This window comes from Hydrogenophaga sp. PAMC20947, from assembly GCF_004795855.1.
Lineage (GTDB): Bacteria > Pseudomonadota > Gammaproteobacteria > Burkholderiales > Burkholderiaceae_C > Hydrogenophaga.
Genome location: NZ_CP039252.1, coordinates 464,712 through 489,196, shown reverse-complemented (window position 1 = coordinate 489,196; position 24,485 = coordinate 464,712). Strand labels below are relative to the sequence as shown.

The following is a 24,485-nucleotide window of genomic DNA, read 5'->3' as shown; positions in this document are numbered from 1 at the left end:
GGGACGGCCGCGTTCCGGTAAACTTCGCGTCGTCAGGAGAGAAATCTGGTTCAGGACATGGCCAGATTCGCCGAAGGCGCAGAGAATGACAGTGGGCTGCTTGGTTCGCTTGGTTCTAGAACGCTCAGGCAAAAGGACTGGCAACCACCGCCTTGAACGGCGGTGTTCCCCACTGGAGAGAGGCTTTCTTCTGGAAAGCCCACCGAAGGAGCAAATGCGGCATCGCCCGCGTGAATCTCTCAGGTAAAGCGGACAGTGAGGCAGCCCACGGATGAACCGTGGTGACCCGGGCGGTGTTCTGCAAGAGCACCCCACATCGGGTCAGCCTCCATTTCATTTTTTGAAAGTCCGCCATGTCCGACACCGCCAAACTGCTCCACACGCCACTGCACGCCCTGCACCTCGAACTGGGCGCCCGCATGGTGCCTTTTGCGGGTTACAGCATGCCCGTTCAGTACCCCATGGGCCTGATGCAGGAACACCTGCACACCCGTCAGGCCGCAGGCCTCTTTGACGTCTCCCACATGGGCCAGTTGCGGCTGGTGGGTGTTGATGCGGCGGCGGCCTTCGAGACCCTGATGCCGGTGGATGTGGTCGATCTGGGCATCAACAAGCAACGCTACGGCCTGCTGCTCACCGAAGAAGGCGGCATCATCGACGACCTCATGTTCGTCAACCGCGACGTGGCCAATGGGGGCGACCTGTTCGTCATCGTCAACGGTGCCTGCAAACACGACGACCTGGCCCACATACAGGCCACCATCGGTTCGCTGTGCCATGTGAACGCACAATTTGACCGCGCCCTGCTCGCCTTGCAAGGCCCGCTAGCGGTATCTGCCCTGGAGCGCATCCTGCCGGGCGTTGAAAAGCTGGTCTTCATGACAGGCGCCGCCTTTGAGTGGGCCGGCGGTGATCTCTACGTCACCCGCAGCGGCTACACCGGCGAAGACGGCTTCGAAATCTCCTTGCCCGCCGACATCGCCACCGATTTCGCCCGAGCCCTGCTCGCACAGCCCGAAGTGAAACCTGTGGGCCTGGGCGCTCGCAACTCACTGCGCCTCGAAGCGGGCCTGTGCCTCTACGGGCAAGACATCGACACCACCACCACACCTGTCCAAGCCGGGCTCAACTGGGCCATGCAAAAAGTGCGCCGCACCGGGGGCGCGCGCGCCGGCGGCTTCCCGGGTGCAGAGCGTGTGCTGGCCCAACTCGACGGCACCGATCCGCTGATGAAAAAGCGCGTGGGCCTGATCGCGCAGGAGCGCATCCCGGTTCGCGAACATGTGGAGCTGCAATCGCTGGACGGGACGGTCATCGGCGAAGTGACCAGTGGCCTGCTCGGCCCCAACATCGACAAACCAGTGGCCATGGGCTATGTGAGCCCCGAGCACGCCACCATGGGCACCCGCATCAACGCCATCGTGCGAGGCAAAGCTGTACCCATGGAGGTGAGTGCCATGCCGTTTGTGCCCAACCGGTATTTCAGGGGATAACCCCCTGCGCCGCTTCGCGTCTTCCCCCTGACAGGGGGACGCCACCAACAGCCCGGCAAAGCCGGTTCTGCGGTAGCCCCCGAAACGAATTCCACCTTCGCTCGCAACTTTCAATTCTTTTTAGGAGCCCACCATGACCACCAAATACACCGAAGACCACGAATGGATCAGCGTGAACGGCGATATCGCCACCGTTGGCATCACCGTACACGCACAAGATGCCTTGGGCGACGTGGTGTTTGTCGACCTGCCCGAAGTGGGCAAGTCGTTTGAGCAAAAAGACATCGCTGGCGTGGTCGAATCAGTGAAAGCCGCCGCCGACGTGTACATGCCCATCAGCGGCGAGATCACCGAAGTCAACGAAGCGCTGCGCGCCGACCCCTCGCTGGCCAACAGCGACCCGCTGAAAACCGGTTGGTTCTTCAAGGTCAAGCTGTCAGCGCCTGCCCAAGTCGACGCCTTGCTCGACGAAACCGCCTACAACGCCTTCTCGGCCAACGCCTGATCCACTGGCCTGCCCTGCCATGCTGCTCTATGGACACGAAGACTCAGGCCATGCCTACAAAGTCAGGCTGTTTTTGCTCATGGCACAGGTGGCCCATGAATACCAGCGCATCGACCTGAGCCAACCGCGCGCCGAGCGCCCGGTGGCGTTTCAGGCGGTGAGCAAGTTTGGCGAGGTGCCGGTATTGATGAACGGCGAGCAGGTGCTTTGCCAGTCCAACGCCATCCTCATGCACCTGGCCCAGAAAACGGGCCAGTTCAGTGGTGCGGAGGGCGAATGGCAGACCATTGTCGAGTGGTTGTTTTGGGAGCCCAACCGCATCAACTTTGCCGTGCCCAACCTGCGTTTTGCGAAGCGTTGGGCGCCACAGCCTGAGCCGGTGATCGATTACCTGACCCAGCGAGCCCTCGCCGATCTCGCCACGCTTGATCGGCATCTGGCGAGCCAAACCTACCTGTTGCCCTCGGGCTTTTCCATCGCCGACATCAGCTGCGCCAGCTACCTGCATTGGGCCGACGAAGCAGGCCTTGACCTTCAACCCTTTCTCCATGTGCGACGCTGGTTGTCGGACATGAGCCAACTGCCGCATTGGCAGCACCCCTACCTAGCCCAGCAAGCCTCCTGACCATGACCCAAGCTCTCATCGAACTCGAAAACCCGTCCGAATTCATCGCCCGCCACATCGGCGTGAGCGGCGCCGAAGAAGCCCACATGCTGACCGTGATCGGTGAGGCCTCGCGCCGCGCTTTGATCGACAGCATCGTGCCGCGCTCCATCGTGCGCAGCAAGGGCATGGACTTGCCAGCGGTCGCGAGCGAGGCGGCTGCGTTGGCTGAGCTGAAAGCCATTGCGCAGAAAAACCAGTTGCTCAAGAGCTTCATCGGTCAGGGATACCACGGCACCCACACGCCCGGCGTGATCCTGCGCAACATCCTGGAAAACCCCGCCTGGTACACGGCCTATACGCCCTACCAGGCCGAAATTTCGCAAGGCCGCATGGAAGCCCTGGTGAACTTCCAGACCATGGTGACGGACCTCACCGGCATGGACATCGCCAACGCCTCCATGCTCGACGAAGCCACGGCCGCGGCCGAAGCCATGACATTGGCCATGCGCTCAGTGAAATCCAAAGGGCAAACCTTCGTGGTGGCCGGTGATGCCCACCCGCAAACCATTGAAGTGATCCAGACACGCGCTGCGCCGCTGGGCGTCACGGTCAAGCTGGCCAACTCAGCCGAAGAGTGGCACGCTGCGCTGAATGGCGACGACTACTTTGCCGTGCTGGCGCAGTACCCCAGCACCAGCGGCCGCATCGACGACCTGCGCGCCGATGTGACAAAGGTGCACGAAAAGAACGCCGCCTTCATCGTGGCCGCCGATTTGCTGGCGCTCACGCTGCTCGTGCCCCCAGGCGAATTTGACGCCGATATCGTGGTCGGCACCACCCAGCGCTTCGGCATGCCCATGGGCGCCGGCGGCCCGCACGCCGCTTACATGGCTTGCCGCGACGCCTTCAAACGCTCGCTGCCCGGCCGCCTGGTGGGCGTTAGCGTTGATGTCCATGGGCAACCCACCTACCGCTTGGCACTGCAAACGCGCGAGCAACACATTCGCCGCGAAAAAGCCACGTCCAACATCTGCACGGCGCAGGTCTTGCCCGCCGTGGTCGCCAGCATGTACGCGGTGTACCACGGCCCCCAGGGCCTGACCCGCATTGCCCAGCGCGTGGCGTCGTACACCGCCATTCTGGCCAAAGGCCTTGAGCAGATGGGCTGGACAGCCACGTCCACGTCGTCGTTCGACACCCTCACCTTCAAGTGCGGCGAGCAAGCCCAACCCTTGATGGCCAAGGCCCGCGGCGCGGGCGTCAATCTGCGCCTGTCGTGGAATGAGTACGTGAGCCTCTCGCTGGACGAGACCACCACACGCGAAGACATCACATTGCTGTGGAACGTCTTCGCGCACCATGGCCAGGCACTGCCCAATTTCGTGGAATCTGAAAACGGCATCGAGCCCCGCATTCCGGTCGCCTTGCGCCGCACCACCGGCTTCCTGACACACCCGGTATTCGACAGCCACCACTCCGAGACCGGCATGCTGCGCTACATTCGCGCGCTGTCCGACAAAGACCTGGCGCTCGACCGCAGCATGATCCCGCTGGGCAGCTGCACCATGAAGCTCAACGCCACCAGCGAGATGATCCCGATCACCTGGCCCGAATTCGCCAATGTGCACCCCTTTGCGCCCGCCGATCAGCAGCTGGGCTACGCCGAGCTCGACGAGCAATTGCGCGCCTGGCTCTGCCAGGCCACGGGCTACGCCGGCATCAGCCTGCAACCCAACGCAGGCTCGCAAGGCGAATACGCCGGCCTGTTGGCCATCCGTGCCTTCCACGCATCCAAGGGCGAAAGCCGCCGCAACATCTGCCTGATCCCCTCCTCTGCCCACGGCACCAACCCCGCCAGCGCGCAAATGGTGGGCCTCACGGTGGTGGTGACCAAGTGCGACGAAAACGGCAACGTGGACATGGCCGACCTGAAGGCCAAGTGCGAACAGCACAGCGCCAACCTGGCCGCCGCGATGATCACCTATCCGTCCACCCACGGCGTGTTCGAGACCACGGTCAAAGAACTCTGCGCCCTGGTGCACCAGCACGGCGGCCGTGTGTATGTGGACGGCGCCAACATGAACGCATTGGTCGGCGTGGCCGCGCCAGGCGAGTTCGGTGGCGATGTGAGCCACCTCAACCTGCACAAGACCTTCTGCATCCCCCACGGCGGCGGCGGCCCGGGTGTGGGCCCTGTGTGCGTGGTGGAAGACCTCGTGCCCTTCTTGCCCGGTCACGAGACCAGCGGTTTGAAGAGCGGTGTCGGCGCCGTCAGTGCAGCACCACTGGGCAATGCAGCGGTGTTGCCGATCAGCTGGATGTACATCCGCATGATGGGAGCCGAGGGTCTTAAGCACGCCACCGAAACCGCCATCCTGAGCGCCAACTACATCAGCAAGCGCCTCAAAGACCACTACCCCACGCTGTACGCGTCGGCCAACGGCCACGTGGCCCACGAGTGCATTCTCGATCTGCGCCAGTTGAAAGAGACCAGCGGCGTGATGGCCGAAGACGTGGCCAAGCGCCTGATGGACTACGGCTTCCACGCCCCCACGCTCAGCTTCCCCGTGGCCAACACCTTGATGGTCGAGCCGACCGAAAGCGAAACGCTGGAAGAGCTGGACCGGTTCATCGACGCCATGATCGCCATCCGAGACGAAATCCGCCAGGTCGAAGCCGGTGAATGGCCGCAAGACGACAACCCCTTGAAGAACGCGCCGCACACCGCCGCCAGCTTGCTGACCAGCGAATGGGCCCACCCCTACTCGCGCGAAGTGGGTGCGGCCAGCACCTCGACCCGCGCCAACCAGAAGTACTGGCCACCGGTCGGGCGTGTGGACAACGTGTATGGCGACCGCAACCTGTTCTGCAGCTGCGTGCCGATCAGCGAGCTCGCATGACCACCTGATGGGAAAAGGGGCTTTGCGCTTTGCGAAGCCCCGCCTACAATCCGGCATCGATCGGGAGAGACTGGACGGCCAAGCCGCACCAGCGCCGAAGGAGCAACCGCCCCGGAAACTCTCAGGCAAAAGGACCGGTCGACAGCATTGAATCTCTGAAGAGCAGCCGGTTTCGTCGATCGGCTCACCGCAGGAGCAAGCAGCGCCCAAGCGTGCTGTGAATCTCTCAGGTTCCAAACAGAGGGGGCGTGTGGCGCGCATGTTGCTAGTCACACCCAACCCTTCTGACGTCTGGAGCTTTTCACATGAAATCAATCGCCGTTATCGGCGGTGGCATCACCGGTGTCACCACAGCCTACGCACTCGCCAAGCGCGGATTCGACGTCACCCTGTTTGAGCAACACCGCTACGCCGCGATGGAAACCTCGTTCGCCAACGGCGGGCAGCTCTCGGCGTCCAACGCCGAGGTGTGGAACCACACGTCCACCATCCTCAAGGGCCTGAAGTGGATGCTCAAAAGCGACGCCCCCTTGCTGGTCAACCCCAAGCCCAGCTGGCACAAAATTTCGTGGTTCGCCGAGTTCATCGCCAACATCCCGAACTACCGCGCCAACACCATCGCGACCACCAAACTCGCCATCGCAGCCCGCGATCATCTGTTTGCCTGGGCCGAAGCCGAAGGCGTGGATTTTGACCTCAAGCGACAAGGCATCCTGCATATCTACCGCGACAAAAAGGGCTTCGACCACGCGGCCGAGGTCTCCAAGATGCTGGCACTTGGCGGTCTGCCGCGCCAAGCGGTGACACCGGAAGAAATGCGCACCATCGAGCCCGCATTGGCCGGCACGTATTTCGGCGGTTTCTACACCGAAAGCGATGCCACCGGTGACATCCACAAGTTCACCGTGGGACTCGCAGCCGCAGCCGAACGCCTGGGCGTGAAGTGCCTTTACGGCAAAGACGTGGTGAACCTGCACAGCGATGGCCAACAGGCCACCGTCACCGCCCGCGACGACCAGGGTGAGCACGTGCGCACGTTTGATGCGCTGGTGGTGTGCGCAGGCGTCGGCAGCCGCGACTTCGCCGCCCAGCTCGGCGACCGGGTCAACGTCTACCCGGTGAAAGGCTATTCCATCACCGTGAGCCTGCCCGATGCCGCCAGCCAGCAGGCCGCACCCAATGTGAGCCTGCTCGATGACGAAACCAAACTCGTCACCAGCCGCCTCGGCATCGACCGCTTTCGCGTCGCAGGCACCGCCGAGTTCAACGGCGCCAACCGAGACATCCGCGCCGACCGCATCCGCCCCCTGACCGAATGGGTCAACCAGTGCTTCCCCGGCATCAACACGCGCCATGTGGTGCCTTGGGCGGGCCTGCGACCCATGTTGCCCAACATGATGCCGCGCGTGGGCGCTGGCAACCGTGCCAACGTGTTCTACAACACGGGGCATGGGCACCTCGGCTGGACCCTGTCTGCCGTCACCGCAGACATGGTGGCCGAGCAGATGCTCCAGGCCCAGCTGCAGAAAAGACCGGTCTCGACACCGGTCACGGCAACCCCCTGACGTCCGACCCCTCCAGGAGCCCATATGGCGATTTCAGCGTTTGACCTGTTCAAGATCGGTATCGGCCCCAGCAGCTCGCACACGGTCGGGCCCATGCGCGCCGCCCGGCTTTTTGTGGGGGGCTTGCAGTCCAGCGGCCAGCTGGAGCAGACGGCCCGTGTGGTCTGCTCCATGTACGGGTCCCTGGGCGCCACGGGCAAAGGCCACGGCACAGACAAGGCGGCGCTGCTGGGCCTGGCAGGGCATGCTCCGGACACCGTGGATGTGGACCTGGTTCCAGCCTTGCTGAGTCAGGTGCGTGAAACCGGCCGACTCCGCCTCGCCGGCACGCACGAAATCGCGTTCAAGGAGCGCGACGATCTGCTGTTTTACCGGCGCGAAACCCTGCCTTTTCACACCAATGGTTTGCGCCTGCAAGCTTTCGACGCGGCGGGTGTGGAGCTGGTGAATCGGGTGTTCTACTCGGTGGGCGGTGGCTTCGTGGTGAGCGACGAAGTGGCTGCTGACGGCAGCAAGATGAAAGCCATTGCCCCCGACGCAGCCATTTTGCCGCTGCCGTTTCGAAGTGGCGACGACTTGCTCGCGCTGACCCAGCAACACGGCTGCAGCATCGCCGAGGTCATGCGCACCAACGAGCGCCACTGGCGAACCGACGAAGACATCGACAGCGGTCTGCTGAACATCTGGCGGGTCATGCAAGACTGCGTGGTCCGCGGCTGCAACACGCCCGGCGTGCTGCCCGGTGGATTCAAGGTGAAGCGGCGTGCACCGCAGCTGTACACGGACCTGTGCGCCAACCCTGAAGCGGCCCTGCGCGACCCGCTGCAAGTGCTCGACTGGGTCAACCTCTACGCGCTGGCCGTGAACGAAGAAAACGCCGCCGGTGGCCGCGTGGTCACCGCCCCCACCAACGGTGCCGCAGGCATCGTGCCCGCCGTTCTGCACTACTACACCCGTTTTGTGCCGGGAGCCAGCGACAAAGGCGTGATCGACTTCCTGCTCACCGCCGCCGCCATCGGCATCCTCTACAAGGAAAACGCCAGCATCAGCGGCGCCGAGGTGGGCTGCCAGGGCGAAGTCGGCGTGGCCTGCTCCATGGCCGCAGGGGCGCTGTGCGCCGTCATGGGCGGTACACCCGCCCAGGCGGAAAACGCCGCCGAGATCGGCATGGAACACCACCTGGGGCTCACATGCGACCCCGTGGGCGGCCTGGTGCAGATCCCCTGCATCGAGCGCAATGCCATCGCCTCGGTCAAGGCCATCAACGCCGCGCGCATGGCCTTGCGCGGCGACGGCACCCACCATGTGAGCCTCGACAAAGTCATCAAGACCATGCGCGAAACCGGTGCCGACATGAAGACCAAATACAAGGAAACCGCTCGCGGCGGCCTGGCCGTGAACATCGTGGAGTGCTGACCAGCACCGCCTCTTTCAAGGATCAATGCCTGTGGGTGTGGTGCGCGTCGGGCACATGGGCATGCTCATGCTCCAGGGCCACGTGCTTGTGCCCATGGCTGTGAGCGCCCGCTGGCATGGGATCGTGCGAGTGCAGATGGTGCCCATCGTCGTGGGTGTGCGCGTGTTCGTGTGAAAGCGCTTCGTGTGCGTGGCCATGGGCATGAGATTCAGACAAATGCAGCACCACGCCCACCAGCATCAGCCCCCCGCCCAGCAACATGCCCCAGGACCCTGCGCGCTCACCCAGGGAAAAAGCCCCCATGGCACCAATAAAGGGGGCGAAGGCAAACACCGAGCCGGTGCGCGCAGCACCAAAAGCGCGCTGTGCAAGGAGGTAAAAACGCAAACTCAAACCATACCCGGTGACACCGATCGTTACCAGGGCCAGCGCCGGGCCGAGGTCGGGCAAGGGATCGCCCCACCACCAGGCCAGCAAGCCCGTCGCTCCCGCGCCGAGCGCCGCCTTGACCCAAACCACCTGCCCCGGATCGCGATCAGCCACCCCGCGGGACAAGGCGTTGTCCACGCCCCAGGCCGCCGTGGCCAGCAAGACCGCGAGCAAACCCAGCATTTGTGTGCCGCCCGAGCTGCCCTGCTCCACCACCAACACCAATCCACCGGCCAGCAAGATCAGCATGGCCGTCGCAATGCGCTTGTCCATGGCTTCGCCGTACCAGCGCCAGGCCAGCACCGCGGTGAACAGCGCCTCCAGGGTCAGCATCAACGAGGCGCTGAATCCACTGGTGTGTTGCAAACCCCAGGCCAGCGCCACCGGCCCCAGCACAGCCCCAAATGCAGCCATCGCCAACAACCGGCCCCCATCGGAGCGGCGCAAGGGCGCTTCCTGGTCCGCCTGCCGGCGCGAAAACAACGCCACCAGCGTGGCACCCGCGTACAACAAAGCGGCCGTGGTGAAAGCGCCCAGACCAACCCCAAAACGCTGCACCAGGGGCGTGCTGAGTCCAAACAGGGCCGCTGCCGCCAGGGCCAACACCCCCCCGCGCAAAGCTGGCCATGTGTTCATTCGGTTCATCACACCAGTTTAAGGCGGCCTTGCGCACCAACAAGGTAAGCCCCTACCCGTAAGATCAACCCCTGACACCCCTTTTTTCGCCAGCCATGCCCCAGACCCACCAGCGCGTGCTGAGCCTCATCCCCCCGATGACGCAGCTCAACACGCCCTACCCTTCTACCGCCTACCTCACCGGCTTCCTGCGTTCGCGCGGGATCGACGCGGAGCAGGCCGATCTGGCGCTGGCCTTGGTGTTGCGGCTGTTCACGCCTCAGGGACTGGATGAGGTGCAGGCCTGCGCCCAAGCCCAGCCCGAGGCCGACCGGTCGGGCAGCGTGCATGCCTTCATCGACCAGTTCGCGGCCTACCGCGCCACCATCGGCCCCGTGATCCGCTTCCTGCAAGGTGGTGACTCCACCCTGGCCCACCGCATCGCCGCGCGAGGCCTATTGCCCGAGGGCCCGCGCTTCGTCCCGCTGGATGTGTACGAAGACGTGGACCTCGGCGATGGCGGTACCGGTGATCCGCTGGCCTGGGCCTTCGGTGCCCTGGGCGTGCAAGACAAAGCCCGCCACCTCGCCACGCTTTACCTCAACGATCTGGCCGACGTCTTGCGCGACGCGGTCGACAAACGCTTTGAATTCGTGCGCTACGCCGAATCGCTGGCCAGCAGCCAGCCCAGCTTTGACCCCCTCGCCAAAGCGCTGGCCGCACCCACCACGCTGATCGACGATCTGTTGACCGAACTCACGTTGGCCGAGGTGGCCAAGCACCAACCCACCCTGGTGCTGCTCTCGGTGCCCTTCCCCGGCTCGGTCTACGCGGCATTCCGCATGGGCCAGGCCATCAAGGCAGCACACCCCCAGGTCAAGATTGCGCTGGGCGGTGGTTATGTGAACACCGAGCTGCGCGAGCTCAAAGACCCGCGCGTGTTCGACTTCGTGGATTTCGTGACCCTGGATTCGGGCGAGCGCCCGGTGCTCTCGCTGATCGAGCACCTGAATGGCCTTCGCGGCCCACAGCGCCTGCAACGTTGCTTCGTTCGCAACAGCGAAGGCCAGGTGCAATACATCAACTTCGCCGAGCCCGAAATCCCATTTGAAGAGGTGGGCACCCCCACCTGGGACGGCCTGCCGTTGCACAGCTACCTGAGCTTGCTCGACATGCTCAACCCCATGCACCGCCTGTGGAGCGATGGGCGCTGGAACAAGCTCACCGTGGCCCAGGGTTGCTACTGGAAAAAGTGCAGTTTCTGCGACGTGAGCCTGGACTACATCGGCCGCTATGAAACCGCTTCCACCGAGAAGCTGGCGGATCGCATCCAGCAGATCGTCGAAGAAACCGGTCAGACCGGCTTTCACTTCGTGGACGAAGCCGCCCCGCCCAAAGCGCTCAAGGCCCTGGCGAAAGAGCTCATCCGCCGCGACCTCAACATCAGCTGGTGGGGCAACATCCGGTTTGAAAAAACCTTCACCCCCGAACTCGCGGAGCTGCTGGCCCAGAGCGGCTGCATCGCCATGAGCGGCGGCCTGGAAGTGGCCAGCGACCGGCTGTTGACGCTCATGAAAAAAGGCGTGAGCGTGGAGCAGGTGGCGCAGGTGACCAAAGGCTTTTCAGACGCGGGCATCCTGGTGCACGCCTACCTCATGTACGGTTTTCCCACGCAAACGGTTCAAGACACCGTGGACGCCCTCGAATACGTGCGGCAACTGTTTGAAAATGGCTGCATCCAGAGCGGCTTCTTCCACCGCTTCAGCTGCACCGTGCACTCCCCCGTGGGCCAGGACCCGGCCGCTTACGGCATCGAGCTGATCCCGCTGCCGCCGGTCACCTTCGCCAAGAACGACATCGGCTTCATCGACCCCACCGGCGTAGACCACGACGCCCTGGGCGCCGGACTGCGCAAAGCCATCTACAACTACATGCACGGCCTGTGCGTGGAAGACGACGTGCGGCGCTGGTTTGAGCACCTGCCCATGCAAGTGCCCCGGTCCACCGTCAAGCGCGGGCGGATTGGCAAGGCGCTGGCTCAGCAGGGTTGACTGAGCACCGGGCAGCGGAACGACACCTTCACAAAGGGAAGCGCTTTCGGCAGGGCGATTGTGAATTCCGGTCTGAAGATGGAAGCCCACATACGACCGAAATCGGCCAGGAGCGGCCGATGCTCAAATGGGAAAGCAGTCGCTCAACGTTCGAGTTAGGCCTCGCTCGGCGGGACCGGAAACTGTATGCCGAGTGACTTGCCATAGGCTTCTATTTCCTGTGCTGCGGCAAGTCCGAAGCGCCAGAGGGTAATGATCGTGTCGTACAACTCGTGAGCCTGCAACCGCACACGGTCGCCAATCTTGAATTGCCGCTCGTTGTCTACGAAGTGCAGCTCGAGCATGGACTCTTCCGTGGTTACTATGCCTGGCCGGTCAAGTACGAGTTCTTGGCCAGTCTCTTGTCCTCGGGCAACGAACCTTGCATGCTGGAAGGTGATCTTTAGGACCCCTGTGTCGTCAACGTCGAGAGGCGATACCGCCCCAAGTCTGTGGACTACACATGTGCGAGCCTTGTTGAGGCTCAAGACGTTCGCGTTGAAACGAGTTGCTATTCCGAACTGTCGCTCGAGCTTCTCGAGCTTTTGTGGGAAGTGCAGCTTGTGATTTGAGCGAGGCAGTTCGTGGAGGACCCGATGAAGCTCAGCGGCGTTCGCTGTACCTTTCGCCGCCATTGGTAGTACCTCGCAGACTTGGAGGCACTCGTCTAGAAACAAGCCCGCTCCTTCAATCGCGTCTCGAAGGAATCCGCGTAGCAGCCAATCTTGGGCTTCGGCTTTGGCGTCGTCGTGTTTGAGTTGCGCGCCATTGGCCGGCACGAAGGTGCCAAACTCTCCGTATTCCGCAACTTGCTCGGCAGTCACTTGCTCGCAGCCGACTTGCAGCACTTTGGTCACATCTAGCTGATGCTGGAGACGACGAAAGAAGGTCGCTTGCAGCGCGCTCAGGTCGATGTGAATGTTGAGGGTATCAGTCGGCATTGGCGAGTTCAACGTAGAGTTAACCGGCCGACGACGGCTTGCTGCCAGGGCCACGCTGCAGAAAATGCACCCCTGCACTGCAGCGTGGCCCTGGCAGCAAGCCGTTGGCGGTCCGGTTGAATGATGGGATGGACTCCCCCGTTTGTTTGCGCGACATTCGCGCTCTGGTCTTCATGGGCGTGGGGATCAGGTCTTCATCCAAACGAAAGGAGTCCGACATGAATGCTACTACTGTGGCCGTCGATCTGGCCAAATCCGTTTTCCAAATAGCTGTGGCCGATGAGCATTGGCGCATCGTTGAAACGCAGCGTCTCACGCGTTTGCAGTTCGAGCGCTGGTTCGCAAATCGGGCTGTATCTCTCGTTGTCATGGAAGCCTGCGGCTCGGCCCACCACTGGGCGCGCTGGCTCAATGGCCTGGGCATTGAGGTTCGCCTGCTGCCCGCGCAATACGTGCGCGCCTATGTGCGCCGCAACAAGACCGATGCCACCGATGCGGCGGCTTTGCTCGAAGCCGCCCGCGCTTCCGACATGCGCCCGGTGCGCGTGAAGTCGGTCGAGCAGCAAGCTTTGCAAGGCTTGCACCGCGTGCGCTCGCTGTGGATGGGCACGCGCACTTCGCGCATCAACGCTTTGCGCGGTTTCCTGCGTGAGTTTGGCATCGCGGTTCCCGTGGGTGCTCGCACCGGGCTGGAGGCGATCAGCCGGGTGCTGGCCGATCCGGGTTCCGCTGTGCCTGAGCTGATCCGGGGCACGGCCCGCTTGCTGGTCGAAGAAGTGCGCCTGCTCGAAGCTCGCATCGCCCAGTTGGAACGGGAGCTGGCCGCCCTGGCCAGGCTGAGCCCAGCTTGCACCACGCTGCTCTCGATTCCGGGGATCGGTTTGCTCACCGCCACGGCGCTGGTGGCGGCCACCTCGGGTGATGTGACGCACTTCAAGGATGCGCGCCACTTTGCCAGTTGGTTCGGTCTCACGCCGCGCGAGCATTCATCTGGAGGCAATCGCTTTCTTGGCTCGATCTCCAAGCGTGGGGACCGCTATTTGCGCATGTTGCTCACGCACGGCGCCAGGAGCGTGTTGCGAGCGGCCAAGGTGGCTGAGGCAGCAGAGCGCGAGGTGTGTGGGGTGCGCCGCTGGGCATTGGATGTGCAGCGTCGGTCGAACCACAACAAGGCGGCCTGTGCGCTGGCCAACAAGCTGGCGCGTATTTGCTACGCCACGCTCAGGGACAAGGTACCGTTCGGTGAAACCGAACGGCTGAGCAGAAAGATCAACCGAGAGAGTTTTGTGATGCCTGCCTGAGTGGCAGACACCCACCGAACAGCCGTCACCCAAAAAGAGTTTTGTTTCCACCCACGCCGCTTGCGACGAGATTGATTGACCCACATGGCCAACCGGGCACACCCCAGACCGTCTGACGCCGATAACCCTTCCGGCAGCTTGCCTGCCGCTTGTAACGATTGGCGCGCCGGTCCCGCAGATTCCATGCTGGCACGGACCACAACAGAGTCCACCTCAGATGCCGGATATACGACTGCAGGCGATTCCCCAACAGCCAAAACATCAATCAGTTTCTTGCCCTTGTGGGGGAGTCCATATACGTTGGGTTAGGTTTCACTCATCGCGGCTCAGCCAACGCCAAAGTGAAGCCTGCGATGACAGTTTGGGCAAAGCGCAACGGCATTGGCGACAGAGTCTTCTCCTCCCTCCGAGAGCATTTTGCGGTGATGAACCTCCAGGTAGGGTGTGTTGTTTGCGGTGCGTATGAATGGGGCTGGAGCGAGACACTCTTCACAAGTGCCATCCGCACGTACCAAGACCTCGGCAATTACATCAGGGTTGCGTAGAAATGCGCGCGAAATGACCTGAATAGACGCTGGCAGCTTTGCGGCCGCCGCCAGGCGTTCTTGCCTTGCAGCCGAGGGGTCGTTGAGGGACTTGAGAACTTCACTTTGAAGCGATGCATCAAGGTCGTCCTTCACGGCTTCAGTACTGGTTCCAAGCCACTCATACTGTTCGCGTACTGGAGACCATCCACCGGCACGTGAGCGCTTCATACTCAGCGGCGTTCCATCGCTGATCTTCACGAAGCAGGAGACTGGTATCTTCGTTTCGAGACGATGGACTTCTACAATGGCAATTAGATTGACACAGGGCTTTCCGTCGTCGGTAGTCAAGTAGATGTCGTTCTCCGATGGTTGATACGCCTTGATGTGTTGGTTGAGAACATCGAGTGCAGTTTGATCCTTCGCGAGTTCTCGCTTGTCTTGCCAACCGACTATCTTTGCGCGAAAAGAGACATACGACAAAGAGTCCGTTAGGGAGAGATACAGGGTTATCGGATTTTCAGGGCTCGGAGAGTTGTCGACAAGTAGCTTAATGCGCTCACTGGCATAGGGCTGAAGATAGCAACGCTTCCCAGCGGTGTTCTGTTGCGTCTTCTCGATCTCGGCCAGAGTGGACTCGAAGACACCATTGATGAAGAGTGCGGAAGTCATGAGTTGTGAAACCTAACGTAATGTCCAGAGCAGAACCTGCTCCATAAGTTGGCCATCTCAACCTCCTAAAAAAACAACCAGATCAACAGGTTAAAGGCTAGGTTCCATTCTTCGTACAGGTATAAGTAAACCACGAAACCCGGCAGCCACTTTTGCCCAGTGACCGCTACTCTTTGGGTCCTTGTATGACCGTTTAGGGTCGATATCTGACCAAGCGTCCGCACAGAAGCCCTCGCCGATAGCGCATCCCTTAATTTGCGACACAAAGGCCACGAGCGGCGACTGACGCTGGTCCGCCGATCGTAGAACTCAGTTCGACGGTAGCTGCATCGCCTGCCAAAGGCGCGCCGGGCTCAGCGGCATCTGCAGGTGCGGCGTTTGCTTTGCAAGCCCGTTGCGCGCGAAGGCGTCGGCCACCGCGTTGACGATGGCCGGCGTGGCGCCGATGGTGCCGAGTTCGCCCACGCCTTTCACACCCAGCGGGTTGTTTTTGCAGGGCGTCGATTCGTCCATTTCCATGCGGAACATCGAGGTCAGCACATCGGCGCGCGGCGCGGCGTAGTCCATCAGGCTGCCGGTGATCGGTTGCCCGGTTTCCACGTCGTACACCATGTGTTCATACAGCGCCTGGCCGATGCCTTGAACGGCACCGCCTTCGAGCTGGCCGCGCACGATCATGGGGTTGACCACGCGCCCCACGTCGTTGACCGAGCTGTAGGCCACCACGGCTACCTCGCCTGTGGACGGATCGATTTCGACTTCGCAGATGTGGCAGCCGTTGGGCCAGGAGGGGCCGGCGACGGCGCTGGTCGATTCCATGAAAATTTCGCTCTCGGGCTGCTTGCCGGCCAGCGCGAAGAGGTCGAGCGTGAGGTCGGTGCCGGCGACGGTGAAGACGCCATTGGCGTACACCACATCGTCGGCGGCGGCTTCAAATTCTTTGGCCGCGAGTTGCCGTGCTTTATCAATGGTTCGCTCGGCGCCGATCCGCACGGCCGAGCCGCCGGTGAACAGCGAGCGCGAGCCTGCGCTGCCGAAACCGTCGCCCCGGTCGGTGTCGCCTAACACGATGCGCACCCGCTCGATCGGCACGCCAAAGGCATCGACCGCGAGTTGCGCGAGCGAGGTGGCAATGCCCTGCCCCATGGCGTTGACAGCGGTGAAGATTTCGATGGTGCCGTCGTCTTCGGGCGTGGTGCCCGCTTTGATCGCCACGGTGACGCGCTCTTCGAACACGTTGCCGCCGGTCCACTCCAGGAAGGTGGCGATGCCCAGGCCGCGCTGCTTGCCTTGTTTCGCCGAAGCGGCGGCGCGGGCGTCGAACCCGCTCCAGTCGGCCAGCGCCAGGCCCTGGTCCATGATGGACTCGAAGGCACCCGTGTCGTAAACCTGCCCCATGGCGATTTTGTAGGGCATCTGCTCTGGCTGGATGAAGTTGCGGCGGCGCAGTTCAACGCGGTCGATACCGGTCTGGCGGGCGGCTTCGTCCATGAGGCGCTCGATGATGAAGATGGCTTCAGGCCGGCCGGCGCCGCGGTAGGCCCCGGTGGGTGCCGTGTTGGTGAGCACGGCCTTGATATGGAAATCGATGGTCTGGATGTCGTAAACGCTGGTTTGCACCCAGGGCCCGAGCAGCAGCTGGATCGCCACGCCGGTGCCCGTGGCATAGGCGCCCACGTTGGCGTGCGACTTCACCCGCAGGCCGAGAATCTTGCCGCTGGCGTCGAGCGCCAGTTCGGCGTGGGATTCAACATCTCGGCCATGGCATGAAGAAACGAATTCTTCGCTGCGATCGGCCACCCATTTCACGGGGCGCTGCAAGGCATGAGCGGCATAAGCGACCGCAATGTCTTCGGGGTAGGCACCGGTTTTCATGCCGAAGCCACCCCCCACATCGCCCACCACCACGCGCACGCTTTCTTTCGCCAGGCCGATGGCGTTGCAGACCGCGTCGCGCACGCCCGACGGCATCTGCGTGCTCATGCGGATCAAGAGGCGCCCGGTGGAGGCGTCGTAGTCGACGGACACCGTGCGCGGCTCGATGGTGAGCGCGGCCACACGCTGGTTGGTGATGTCCAGCTTGACCACGTGGCTGGCCTGGGCGAAAGCGGCGGCCGTGGCGTCGGCGCTGCCGTAGCGCACCTCGGCGGCGATGTTGCCGGTGCCCTCGTCGCACAGCAGCGGCGCGCCTTCGGCGGTGGCACCCTTGAGGTCAACCACCATGGGCAAATCGTCGTAATCGACCACCACGGCCTCGGCGGCATCCCGGGCCTGTTGAAGCGTCTCGGCGATCACAGCCGCAACCGGCTCACCGACGAAGCGGGCGCGCCCGTGCGCAAGGGCTCGCCGGGGCGGCGTTGCTCCATCGGCGCCGTCGGCACGCTTGAAGGCGGGCGCACCGGGCATCGGCTTGACGCCAGCGGCCACCAGATCGGCCCCTGTGATCACGCGCAGCACGCCGGGCATGGCCGCTGCCGCGTCGGTGTCAACGGAGCGAATCGCCGCGTGGGGGTACGGCGAACGAACGAAAGCGAGATGGGCCTGTCCAGGCAGGCTCAGGTCATCGGCGTACCGGCCGGTGCCCGCCAACAGGCTCTCGTCTTCAAGGCGGCGCACAGCCTGGCCGCTACCAAAACGGGTGGAATTGGGTTCAGTGCTCAAGATCGATCCTTAAAACCTAACGGGAACTGTGGGCACAGCCGAACGCGCTTTCAACAACACAGCCCCAATGCGCCACCGCCCTCCAGCTGGAGAAGCGCCTTGAGCCCGATCGGCGGCTTGACGAGTCGCCCAACACAAAACGTGAACCGACTCAGAAGAACAAACCGCAACGCCTTCCCGCTACAAACGGCAAGCCAGCGGTCCGGCCAGCATGACCGGCGCCTTCGGGCTTCAGGCTTCGGCAGCGATCTGCCGCAGCGCCTGCTCAAACACCTCAGCCGGCTGGCCGCCCGAGATCAGGTGCTTGTCGTTGATGATGACGGCGGGCACCGAGCGGATGCCCTGGCTGGCATAAAACTGCTGACGCTGCCGCACCTCGGCCGCGAATTCGTCGCTGGCCAGAATGGCTTCGGCCCGCGCACGGTCCAGGCCCACAGACTCGGCCACGTCGGCCAGGATCGCGTGGGACGACATGTTTTCCGCGCGGCCGTGACAGGCCTTGAGCAAGGCCTTCTTCAGCGCAGGCTGCTGGCCAGCGGCGCCCTCTACCTCAGCCCACTGCAGCAGGCGGTGGGCGTCGAACGTGTTCCAGACGCGGCCACGGCCTTCGGCCTTGAATCCAAAACCCACTTCCGCGCCACGCTGGCGGATGGTTTCGCGGATCTGGGCTTGCTGCTCTGGCGTGGATCCGTATTTCTCGGTCAGGTGCTCGCTGGCGTCCTGGCCTTCGGCGCCCATGTGGGGGTTGAGCTCAAAGGGCTGGAAATGGATGTCGGCCGACACTTCGGCTTTCAGCTTGCCCAGCGCCTGCTCCAGGGCGCCCAGTCCCACTGCGCACCAGGGGCAGGTAACGTCCGAGACAAAATCGATTTTGAGTGAAGTAGTCATCCCACGATGGTACGCCCGCGCCAAGCCACAAGGCGGCGGGTTTGTCCAGAAAACCCGGGTACCCATGGGGCCTTGGGTGACAATGACCACCGCCCGCCCACTTTTCATCCATGCGTCCATGACCGACCGCTACGCCGTATTTGGCCACCCCATCGTTCAGAGCAAATCGCCGTTGATCCACGGCCTGTTTGCGCAAGCCACGGCGCAAACCCTGGAGTACACCGCCATCGAAGCCCCAGTCGACGGGTTCGCTGCCGTGTTGAACCAGTTTCGTGCTGCTGGCGGTTTGGGGGCCAATGTGACCATGCCGTTCAAACTGCAAGCGTTCGAACTGGCCACAGACCCTGCCGACAGCGCCCGCCTGGCGGGTGCGGCCAACGCACTGAAATTTGAAGGCGATCGCATCTGGGCTGAAAACTTCGACGGCGTGGGTCTGGTCAACGACCTCCAGCTCAATTTGGGCAGGGCTTTGGCGGGCAAGCGCGTACTGATCTGCGGTGCAGGCGGAGCCACGCGTGGCGCAATCCTGCCCATCGCCCAGCAAAAGCCCGCTCTGCTGGCCGTCGCCAACCGCACCGCAGCAACCGCACACCAGTTGGCCAACGATTTTTCCGGCCATGCCCGGCTACAGACTGGCGGCTACGAAGCATTGGCAGGTGAATGCTTTGACGTGATCATCAACGCCACGTCCACCGGTCTGTCGCACAACACCCTGCCCTTGCCCTTCGGCGTGTTCGCACCCGGTGCCTTGGCCTACGAAATGGTCTACGGCAAAGGCCTCACGCCTTTCCTGAAGCAAGCACAGGCAGCTGGTGTGCAGCAGGTGGCTGATGGCGTGGGCATGCTGGTGGAGCAGGCAGCCGAGGCCTTTGCCTGGTGGCGTGGCGTGCGCCCCGACACCGCACCTGTGATAAAGCAATTGACTGTGCCGCTCGTTTAAGCTCGAATCTGATCTCACTTACGGACTCGCCATGAAATCCTTCCTGTTGCTCAACGGCCCCAACCTCAATTTGCTGGGCACCCGCGAACCCGGCGTCTACGGCTCGGCAACCTTGGCCGATGTCGAAGCCCAGTTCACGGTGCAAGCCCGGTCTCAGGGTTTTCAGGCCGAGTGTTTTCAAAGCAACCACGAAGGCGCGCTGATCGACCAGATTCACGCGGCAGGCCAGCGCTTCGCGGCGGGTGATTTGCTGGGCGTGGTGTTCAATCCCGGCGCGTTCACACACACCTCGATCGCTTTGTTCGATGCCATTCAGGGGGTCAAACCGCTGCCGGTGATCGAGGTCCACATCTCCAATGTGCATGCGCGAGAAGCCTTCCGCCACCACTCGTACATTTCGCCGGCAGCGGCGGGCATCGTCGTTGGTTTCGGAACGGACGGTTATGCCATGGCGCTGGACGCTCTTGTGCGCAGAGCGGCTGCGCAGGGCTGAGAACCCCCTGGGAAAGGGCGAACGAAACACCCCATGGGCGCATTGCGTTTCCAGCACCGCGTTTCCCTCAACGCGGGTGACGTGCGGGGCGGGTTGTGCGAGCCATCGCACCAGACGGCCCTTGCGTCGGGGTGAGCGCCTTCATCCTGCTTCACCGCCAGCGCGTTGCAGGCGCCAAAGCTTGTAGGCACATCCCAAAGCCAGCGTTGCGGTGCCTGCCGAGAGCCAGAACACACTGTCCAGACCCATAGAAGCGCTGAGAAGTCCGCCTCCCAGCCCACCGATGACGCCTGGCAATCCGTAGCCCACCACGGTGAACAGGGCCTGCCCTCGCCCCCGCATTCGGCCCGGAAAATGGCGAGACAACAAGGCAATACAGACCGTGTGGTGTGCAGAAAACGTGATGGCGTGCATCGCTTGTGCGAGCAACAAGATGGGCAACACCAGAGGCAACCCCGCTGTGAACCCCATGCGCAACACCATCAGCGCCGAAGCCAGCACCAGCCAGGCGGTGAGCGGCAGCTTGGAAAGCCAACGCCCCTGTGTGAAGAAACAGCCCACCTCAATCACCACAGACACCGCCCACAACAGGCCAATCACCGACTTGTCGTAGCCGAGCGAGTCAAGGTACAGCGAGAAGAAAATGAAAACTGAAATGTGCGACAACGCATGGAAAAATGCCGACGCGAAAAACCAGCGCACCGCCGGCAGGCGCAGCACCGGCCCGATATCGGGGTGACTGTCTTTGCTGGGGGCCGGTTTTTTGTGATCGGGCAAGCGCCAGACGCTGACCACAACCGCGATCAAAGTGACCTCTGCCCAAGCCGGAAAATGCGCCATGCCAAAGCGCTGAAACCACCAGCCTGCCGCCAGAACCGTGATCAGGAATCCCAGCGAACCACACAGCCGCACCCGGCCATAGCGCCCGGCATCAAAGGCGCCGCCTTGGCTGACCAGATTCGCCAGCGCCGTTTCAATCATGGGCATCATGGCGCTGGTGTGGATGAACAGGAGCAGCAAGACGATGAACATGCCCATGCCGCCCAGCGGAAACCACAAAGCGGTTGAAAACACCAGGGCCGCGGAGGCGCCATACCGCAAGAGCTTGACGCACTCCCCAGTGCGATCGCTCAGCGCTCCCCAGGCATAGGGCGCAAACAGTCGGGTTGCAGCCTGAACCGAGCAGAGCACGCTGATGGCGATCAAACCGAAGCCCAACTCCTTGAGCCACAAAGACAGGTAGGGATTGAAGAACCCAATGTGAGCGAAATAGCCCGCGGAAAGCCCGGCGAACTGAAGGAACTGGGTGTGGTGGCCTGAAGGCTGGGCCTGCGGCTCCGAGACGACCGCACTCCGCTCCTCGCGAGCGGACGCATCCGGACTCAGGTAGGACGGCAAGGCCCGGGAATCACTCATGACGAATCGCCAGGCACGGACCACGACCAGGAATTGCGGACATTGACACGGTCCATGGCATTTCTGCACCTCTGGACTTCGCTTGACCGAAATGCGTTGATCCGATGCAATGGAAGACAGCCAAGCAACTGGCTTTGCAGCGATCGCCGGCAAGCTTCGAGGCCACAGGAGGATCAAAGTGGCGGAATGGTGTACCCATCTGCATGACGCCCTCCTCCCTCGTTTTGATGGGGAAAGCTTACGGCCGCAGCGCAAAGAGTTCTGTGAGATGAGGCCGCTCAAAACCGTGATGTATTCACTGGCGGTGTCGTGCAATTGCAGCTAAAAACGCCCACTCCTGTGACAATTTTCCGATGGTGTTCAACACTCCAGTGCAGTGACTCCCACTGAATAAACACCACGCTGATCCCCCGCTTCGCGCCTGCGCGAGGTGGACCTGCCCAACTGGCTGCGCTGGTGTGCGAGCAGGCATATTCGGAAGCCTGGCTTCGGCGCAACGACCGCCACAGAACCAGAACGTCTGCCAAGCCGAATGCCGGCGACAGGCCCAGCACCGAACGCCTCAGTACCCGCGCTTCGGGTCCACGACGTTCAATGGCTGGCGACCCGCCAACACACCGGCGGTGCTGGCCACAATCTGGCGGGCCATCAATTCCGGGGAAACCGAAGACGCCATATGCGGCGTGATCACAACCCGAGGTTCATCCCACAAATCATGATCGGGTGGCAATGGCTCATGTTCAAAAACGTCCAGCACGGCTCCCCGCAGATGACCGCTGCGCAGTGCCTCCAGCAGATCGGACACCACCACCTGCTCTCCCCGTCCACAGTTGACAAACGCGGCGCCTGGCTTGAGTTGGTCAAACCACCTTGCATTGCAAAGGCCGCGGGTTTCGGGCGTCAAGGGCAACAGGGAAACCACGACATCGAGCGGCTGCAAAAAACGCTCCAGTGCTGCCTCTCCAGCCCATGTGGCGACACCGTTCAGCTCACGCTGGGTTCGCGACCAGCCACTCACCGTGAATCCGTGCGCGGCCAGGGCCAAGGCAACCTCGGCCCCCATGGTGCCCAAACCCATCACGCCGACATGCGTGCGCGCCGTAGCATGCTGGACTGGCATGCGCCACAGGTGCTGCGCTTGTTGTTGCTGAACCCGATCAATGCCGCGGTGGTAGTGGAGCACTGCCCACAAAACGAAGTCGACCATGCCTTGGGTCTGCGCTGCATCCACGATACGGGTTATCGGCAAGCCAGCGGGCAAACCGGGGTCACGCAACACGTGCTCAACGCCTGCACCGATTGAAGCGATCAATCCCAACCCACTCAGGGAAGCGGGCAAGCCCAAAGGCGCAAACCAACTGGCCAGGCACACGACAGACTCCGGTTTCACTCCCCCCGATGGCTCGCGCTCGGACCACAGCGCCACGTTCAGTTCCGGGCACAGTTCGGCCGCCGCCTGCTCGAAGTGGGGAAGCAAGTCCCCCAGGTCATCGGTCTCGCTGCACAGGAGCAAGGTCGGATGGGGATTAAAAAGGGGCGCCTGCAAAGTCATGTCAGTCCTTGTAGCCGGGATCCGTTCGATCGAGCCGGCGCAACCAGGCTGCCCACACCTGGGAACGCTCGTGCTCCACCCCCTTGAACTGTTTGCGCACATAGGCACTTACCGTGGGCGGAATGCGGGTGACTGGGCCTGCCAGCGATGCCAACTGGGCAGCAGCGAGCTGGATTTCACAAGCTCGATTGAGATAAAACATGATGCAAAAGGCATCGGCCACAGTGGGCCCGACACTCAGCAATCCATGGTGCCGCAGGATCAACGCCATGTTGTCGCCCAATGCGGTCTGGATGCGCGAACGCTCTTCATGGTTGAACGCCACGCCCTCATAGGGGTGGCTACCGACCGACTGATAGAACTCAGCAGAAATCTGATTCAGCTGCAACAGGCCCTGTTCGCAGGCTGCCACCGCCATTCCGGCCAGCGTGTGCGTGTGGATGACACAATTCGCATCCTCGCGGGCCATGTGCACCGCGCTGTGGATGGTGAAACCCGCTGGGTTGCAGGCAGCGTCGCCGGAAACCACTTGTCCGTCCAGGTCCACCACGATCAGGTCGCTGGCCCGCACCTCGTCGAACATGAGGCCGAACGGGTTGATCAGGAACCGCTCTTTCTTGGCCCGGGTCGCCGGCAGGCGCACCGAAAAGTGGGTGTACAGCGTGTCGTCCCAGCCGAACCGGGCTGCGAGACGGTAGGCAGCCGCCAGATCGCGCCGCAAGCCAGCCTCTTGGGTACTCGAAATCGATCTCATGTGAACTCCAAAAAAGGTCAGGTGGCGCTGGCTTGCAGCGTGCGCAATCCATGCAACACCGCCGCCGAATCGGCCAGCGTGCCCCAGATACCAAACTCCACCGTCACCATATGCAAAGCCGCTTCATGGGCATAGGCGTCACCGCTTGCGCAGGCATCCGCCACCGTCAGGCATTGGAAGTTTCGGTCGCAAGCATCCCTCAGTGTGGTGTGGACACAAACATCGGTGGTGCACCCCGAGAACAGCAAATGGGTGATCCCCTGTGCTCTCAGGATGTGCTCGAAATCCGTGTAGGTGAAGGCGCTGTTGCAAGTCTTGTCAACGATGATGTCTTCGTCCCGGACGTCCAGCTCGGGGATGATCGGGAAACCGGGACTGGAACGCAACAACACACCCTCCAGGCCGCGCTGTCGGCGTCGCCATTGTTCGTAGGGCGTCATGTCGGCCTGGTCGGCCCGATAGCCCTGGCGGGTGTGGATGATCCGGACACCGGCCGTGCGGCAGGCGTCGATGAGTTCAGCCACGACCGGAATGATGGCGCGCAGCCGGGACGGGTCGTAGCCCTGCCGGGCGAAATAGCCTTCATGCGACAAAAAGTCCAGCTGCATGTCGATGACGACCAGCGCTGTGGTCTTCGGGTCCAGGCGACCATCGTAAGGAAAATCAAAGGGTTGAGCCGCGATCGCGGGCATGGTGCCTCCTGAGAATGATGGGGTGTTGCG

General features: G+C 62.5%; 19 protein-coding genes and 3 riboswitches. Of the genes, 10 read left to right on the top strand and 9 right to left on the bottom strand.

Features of this window, described 5'->3' with window-relative positions:
• Positions 1–23 precede the first annotated feature (23 nt).
• Positions 24–150: riboswitch (glycine riboswitch) on the top strand.
• Between the two features lie 12 nt (positions 151–162).
• A riboswitch (glycine riboswitch) is annotated at positions 163–266 on the top strand.
• 87 nt (positions 267–353) lie between these two features.
• From gcvT to E5678_RS02195, 6 genes are all read left to right on the top strand, one after another.
• Positions 354–1,493, top strand: a complete 1,140-nt coding sequence (gene gcvT, locus E5678_RS02220) for a glycine cleavage system aminomethyltransferase GcvT (RefSeq protein ID WP_136177019.1) — start codon at positions 354–356, stop codon at positions 1,491–1,493.
• A gap of 133 nt (positions 1,494–1,626) precedes the next feature.
• On the top strand, positions 1,627–1,998 hold the full coding sequence (gene gcvH, locus E5678_RS02215) for a glycine cleavage system protein GcvH (protein WP_136177018.1): 372 nt from the start codon (positions 1,627–1,629) through the stop codon (positions 1,996–1,998).
• Between the two features lie 19 nt (positions 1,999–2,017).
• On the top strand, positions 2,018–2,623 hold the full coding sequence (locus E5678_RS02210; RefSeq protein ID WP_136177017.1) for a glutathione S-transferase family protein: 606 nt from the start codon (positions 2,018–2,020) through the stop codon (positions 2,621–2,623).
• 2 nt (positions 2,624–2,625) lie between these two features.
• Positions 2,626–5,505 carry an aminomethyl-transferring glycine dehydrogenase gene (gene gcvP / locus E5678_RS02205; RefSeq protein ID WP_136177016.1) on the top strand — a complete coding sequence of 960 codons (2,880 nt, stop codon included), beginning with the start codon at positions 2,626–2,628 and terminating at the stop codon, positions 5,503–5,505.
• Positions 5,506–5,556: 51 nt separating this feature from the next.
• A riboswitch (glycine riboswitch) is annotated at positions 5,557–5,652 on the top strand.
• A 158-nt stretch (positions 5,653–5,810) separates the two neighbouring features.
• Positions 5,811–7,070: a D-amino acid dehydrogenase gene (locus E5678_RS02200; RefSeq protein WP_136177015.1), complete on the top strand. Its 1,260-nt coding sequence runs from the start codon at positions 5,811–5,813 to the stop codon at positions 7,068–7,070.
• Between the two features lie 24 nt (positions 7,071–7,094).
• Entirely contained in the window at positions 7,095–8,486 is a 1,392-nt protein-coding gene (locus E5678_RS02195; RefSeq protein ID WP_136177014.1) for an L-serine ammonia-lyase, read from the top strand.
• Between the two features lie 22 nt (positions 8,487–8,508).
• Here the strand turns inward: E5678_RS02195 and E5678_RS02190 are convergent, their stop codons facing one another.
• On the bottom strand, positions 8,509–9,561 hold the full coding sequence (locus E5678_RS02190; RefSeq protein ID WP_136177013.1) for a DMT family transporter: 1,053 nt from the start codon (positions 9,559–9,561) through the stop codon (positions 8,509–8,511).
• Between the two features lie 86 nt (positions 9,562–9,647).
• On the opposite strand from E5678_RS02190, the gene E5678_RS02185 reads away from it, so the two are divergent.
• Complete coding sequence (locus E5678_RS02185) at positions 9,648–11,582, top strand: radical SAM protein (protein WP_136177012.1); 1,935 nt, start codon at positions 9,648–9,650, stop codon at positions 11,580–11,582.
• Between the two features lie 155 nt (positions 11,583–11,737).
• Here E5678_RS02185 and E5678_RS02180 read toward each other — a convergent pair whose 3' ends face one another.
• Positions 11,738–12,562, bottom strand: coding sequence for a hypothetical protein (locus tag E5678_RS02180; RefSeq protein ID WP_136177011.1), 825 nt, complete (start codon positions 12,560–12,562; stop codon positions 11,738–11,740).
• 218 nt (positions 12,563–12,780) lie between these two features.
• Here E5678_RS02180 and E5678_RS02175 point away from each other — a divergent pair, with 218 nt between their 5' ends.
• Complete coding sequence (locus E5678_RS02175; RefSeq protein ID WP_136177010.1) at positions 12,781–13,863, top strand: IS110 family transposase; 1,083 nt, start codon at positions 12,781–12,783, stop codon at positions 13,861–13,863.
• Positions 13,864–14,189: 326 nt separating this feature from the next.
• Here the strand turns inward: E5678_RS02175 and E5678_RS22545 are convergent, their stop codons facing one another.
• The 3 genes from E5678_RS22545 to E5678_RS02160 all read right to left on the bottom strand — a co-directional run bounded on the left by E5678_RS22545 (position 14,190) and on the right by E5678_RS02160 (position 18,608).
• On the bottom strand, positions 14,190–15,059 hold the full coding sequence (locus E5678_RS22545; RefSeq protein WP_136177009.1) for an HNH endonuclease: 870 nt from the start codon (positions 15,057–15,059) through the stop codon (positions 14,190–14,192).
• Positions 15,060–15,368: 309 nt separating this feature from the next.
• A complete protein-coding gene (locus tag E5678_RS02165) occupies positions 15,369–17,720 on the bottom strand; it encodes a xanthine dehydrogenase family protein molybdopterin-binding subunit (protein WP_136177008.1) in 2,352 nt (783 codons plus the stop codon).
• Between the two features lie 231 nt (positions 17,721–17,951).
• The gene (locus E5678_RS02160) at positions 17,952–18,608 is read right to left on the bottom strand and encodes a DsbA family oxidoreductase (RefSeq protein ID WP_136177007.1); all 657 of its coding nucleotides are present in this window, start codon (positions 18,606–18,608) and stop codon (positions 17,952–17,954) included.
• A gap of 118 nt (positions 18,609–18,726) precedes the next feature.
• Here E5678_RS02160 and aroE point away from each other — a divergent pair, with 118 nt between their 5' ends.
• Entirely contained in the window at positions 18,727–19,548 is an 822-nt protein-coding gene (gene aroE / locus E5678_RS02155) for a shikimate dehydrogenase (protein WP_136177006.1), read from the top strand.
• A 31-nt stretch (positions 19,549–19,579) separates the two neighbouring features.
• Positions 19,580–20,041 (top strand): type II 3-dehydroquinate dehydratase, encoded by a 462-nt coding sequence (aroQ, locus tag E5678_RS02150; protein ID WP_136177005.1) that lies wholly within the window; start codon positions 19,580–19,582, stop codon positions 20,039–20,041.
• Positions 20,042–20,182: 141 nt separating this feature from the next.
• Here aroQ and E5678_RS02145 read toward each other — a convergent pair whose 3' ends face one another.
• From E5678_RS02145 to E5678_RS02130, 4 genes are all read right to left on the bottom strand, one after another.
• Positions 20,183–21,457 (bottom strand): MFS transporter, encoded by a 1,275-nt coding sequence (locus E5678_RS02145; protein WP_136177004.1) that lies wholly within the window; start codon positions 21,455–21,457, stop codon positions 20,183–20,185.
• 562 nt (positions 21,458–22,019) lie between these two features.
• Positions 22,020–23,009 carry a glyoxylate/hydroxypyruvate reductase A gene (locus E5678_RS02140; RefSeq protein ID WP_168708469.1) on the bottom strand — a complete coding sequence of 330 codons (990 nt, stop codon included), beginning with the start codon at positions 23,007–23,009 and terminating at the stop codon, positions 22,020–22,022.
• Position 23,010: 1 nt separating this feature from the next.
• Positions 23,011–23,763, bottom strand: a complete 753-nt coding sequence (locus tag E5678_RS02135; RefSeq protein WP_136177002.1) for a class II aldolase/adducin family protein — start codon at positions 23,761–23,763, stop codon at positions 23,011–23,013.
• Positions 23,764–23,780: 17 nt separating this feature from the next.
• Positions 23,781–24,455 carry an isochorismatase family cysteine hydrolase gene (locus E5678_RS02130; RefSeq protein ID WP_136177001.1) on the bottom strand — a complete coding sequence of 225 codons (675 nt, stop codon included), beginning with the start codon at positions 24,453–24,455 and terminating at the stop codon, positions 23,781–23,783.
• Positions 24,456–24,485 lie beyond the last annotated feature (30 nt).

What these genes read in the sequence shown, in the direction of transcription:
- gcvT (WP_136177019.1), top strand. Translation starts at nt 354, where the DNA reads ATGTCCGACACCGCCAAACTGCTCCACACGCCACTGCACGCCCTGCAC.
- gcvH (WP_136177018.1), top strand. Translation starts at nt 1,627, where the DNA reads ATGACCACCAAATACACCGAAGACCACGAATGGATCAGCGTGAACGGC.
- E5678_RS02210 (WP_136177017.1), top strand. Translation starts at nt 2,018, where the DNA reads ATGCTGCTCTATGGACACGAAGACTCAGGCCATGCCTACAAAGTCAGG.
- gcvP (WP_136177016.1), top strand. Translation starts at nt 2,626, where the DNA reads ATGACCCAAGCTCTCATCGAACTCGAAAACCCGTCCGAATTCATCGCC.
- E5678_RS02200 (WP_136177015.1), top strand. Translation starts at nt 5,811, where the DNA reads ATGAAATCAATCGCCGTTATCGGCGGTGGCATCACCGGTGTCACCACA.
- E5678_RS02195 (WP_136177014.1), top strand. Translation starts at nt 7,095, where the DNA reads ATGGCGATTTCAGCGTTTGACCTGTTCAAGATCGGTATCGGCCCCAGC.
- E5678_RS02190 (WP_136177013.1), bottom strand. Translation starts at nt 9,561, where the DNA reads ATGAACCGAATGAACACATGGCCAGCTTTGCGCGGGGGGGTGTTGGCC.
- E5678_RS02185 (WP_136177012.1), top strand. Translation starts at nt 9,648, where the DNA reads ATGCCCCAGACCCACCAGCGCGTGCTGAGCCTCATCCCCCCGATGACG.
- E5678_RS02180 (WP_136177011.1), bottom strand. Translation starts at nt 12,562, where the DNA reads ATGCCGACTGATACCCTCAACATTCACATCGACCTGAGCGCGCTGCAA.
- E5678_RS02175 (WP_136177010.1), top strand. Translation starts at nt 12,781, where the DNA reads ATGAATGCTACTACTGTGGCCGTCGATCTGGCCAAATCCGTTTTCCAA.
- E5678_RS22545 (WP_136177009.1), bottom strand. Translation starts at nt 15,059, where the DNA reads ATGACTTCCGCACTCTTCATCAATGGTGTCTTCGAGTCCACTCTGGCC.
- E5678_RS02160 (WP_136177007.1), bottom strand. Translation starts at nt 18,608, where the DNA reads ATGACTACTTCACTCAAAATCGATTTTGTCTCGGACGTTACCTGCCCC.
- aroE (WP_136177006.1), top strand. Translation starts at nt 18,727, where the DNA reads ATGACCGACCGCTACGCCGTATTTGGCCACCCCATCGTTCAGAGCAAA.
- aroQ (WP_136177005.1), top strand. Translation starts at nt 19,580, where the DNA reads ATGAAATCCTTCCTGTTGCTCAACGGCCCCAACCTCAATTTGCTGGGC.
- E5678_RS02145 (WP_136177004.1), bottom strand. Translation starts at nt 21,457, where the DNA reads ATGAGTGATTCCCGGGCCTTGCCGTCCTACCTGAGTCCGGATGCGTCC.
- E5678_RS02140 (WP_168708469.1), bottom strand. Translation starts at nt 23,009, where the DNA reads ATGACTTTGCAGGCGCCCCTTTTTAATCCCCATCCGACCTTGCTCCTG.
- E5678_RS02135 (WP_136177002.1), bottom strand. Translation starts at nt 23,763, where the DNA reads ATGAGATCGATTTCGAGTACCCAAGAGGCTGGCTTGCGGCGCGATCTG.
- E5678_RS02130 (WP_136177001.1), bottom strand. Translation starts at nt 24,455, where the DNA reads ATGCCCGCGATCGCGGCTCAACCCTTTGATTTTCCTTACGATGGTCGC.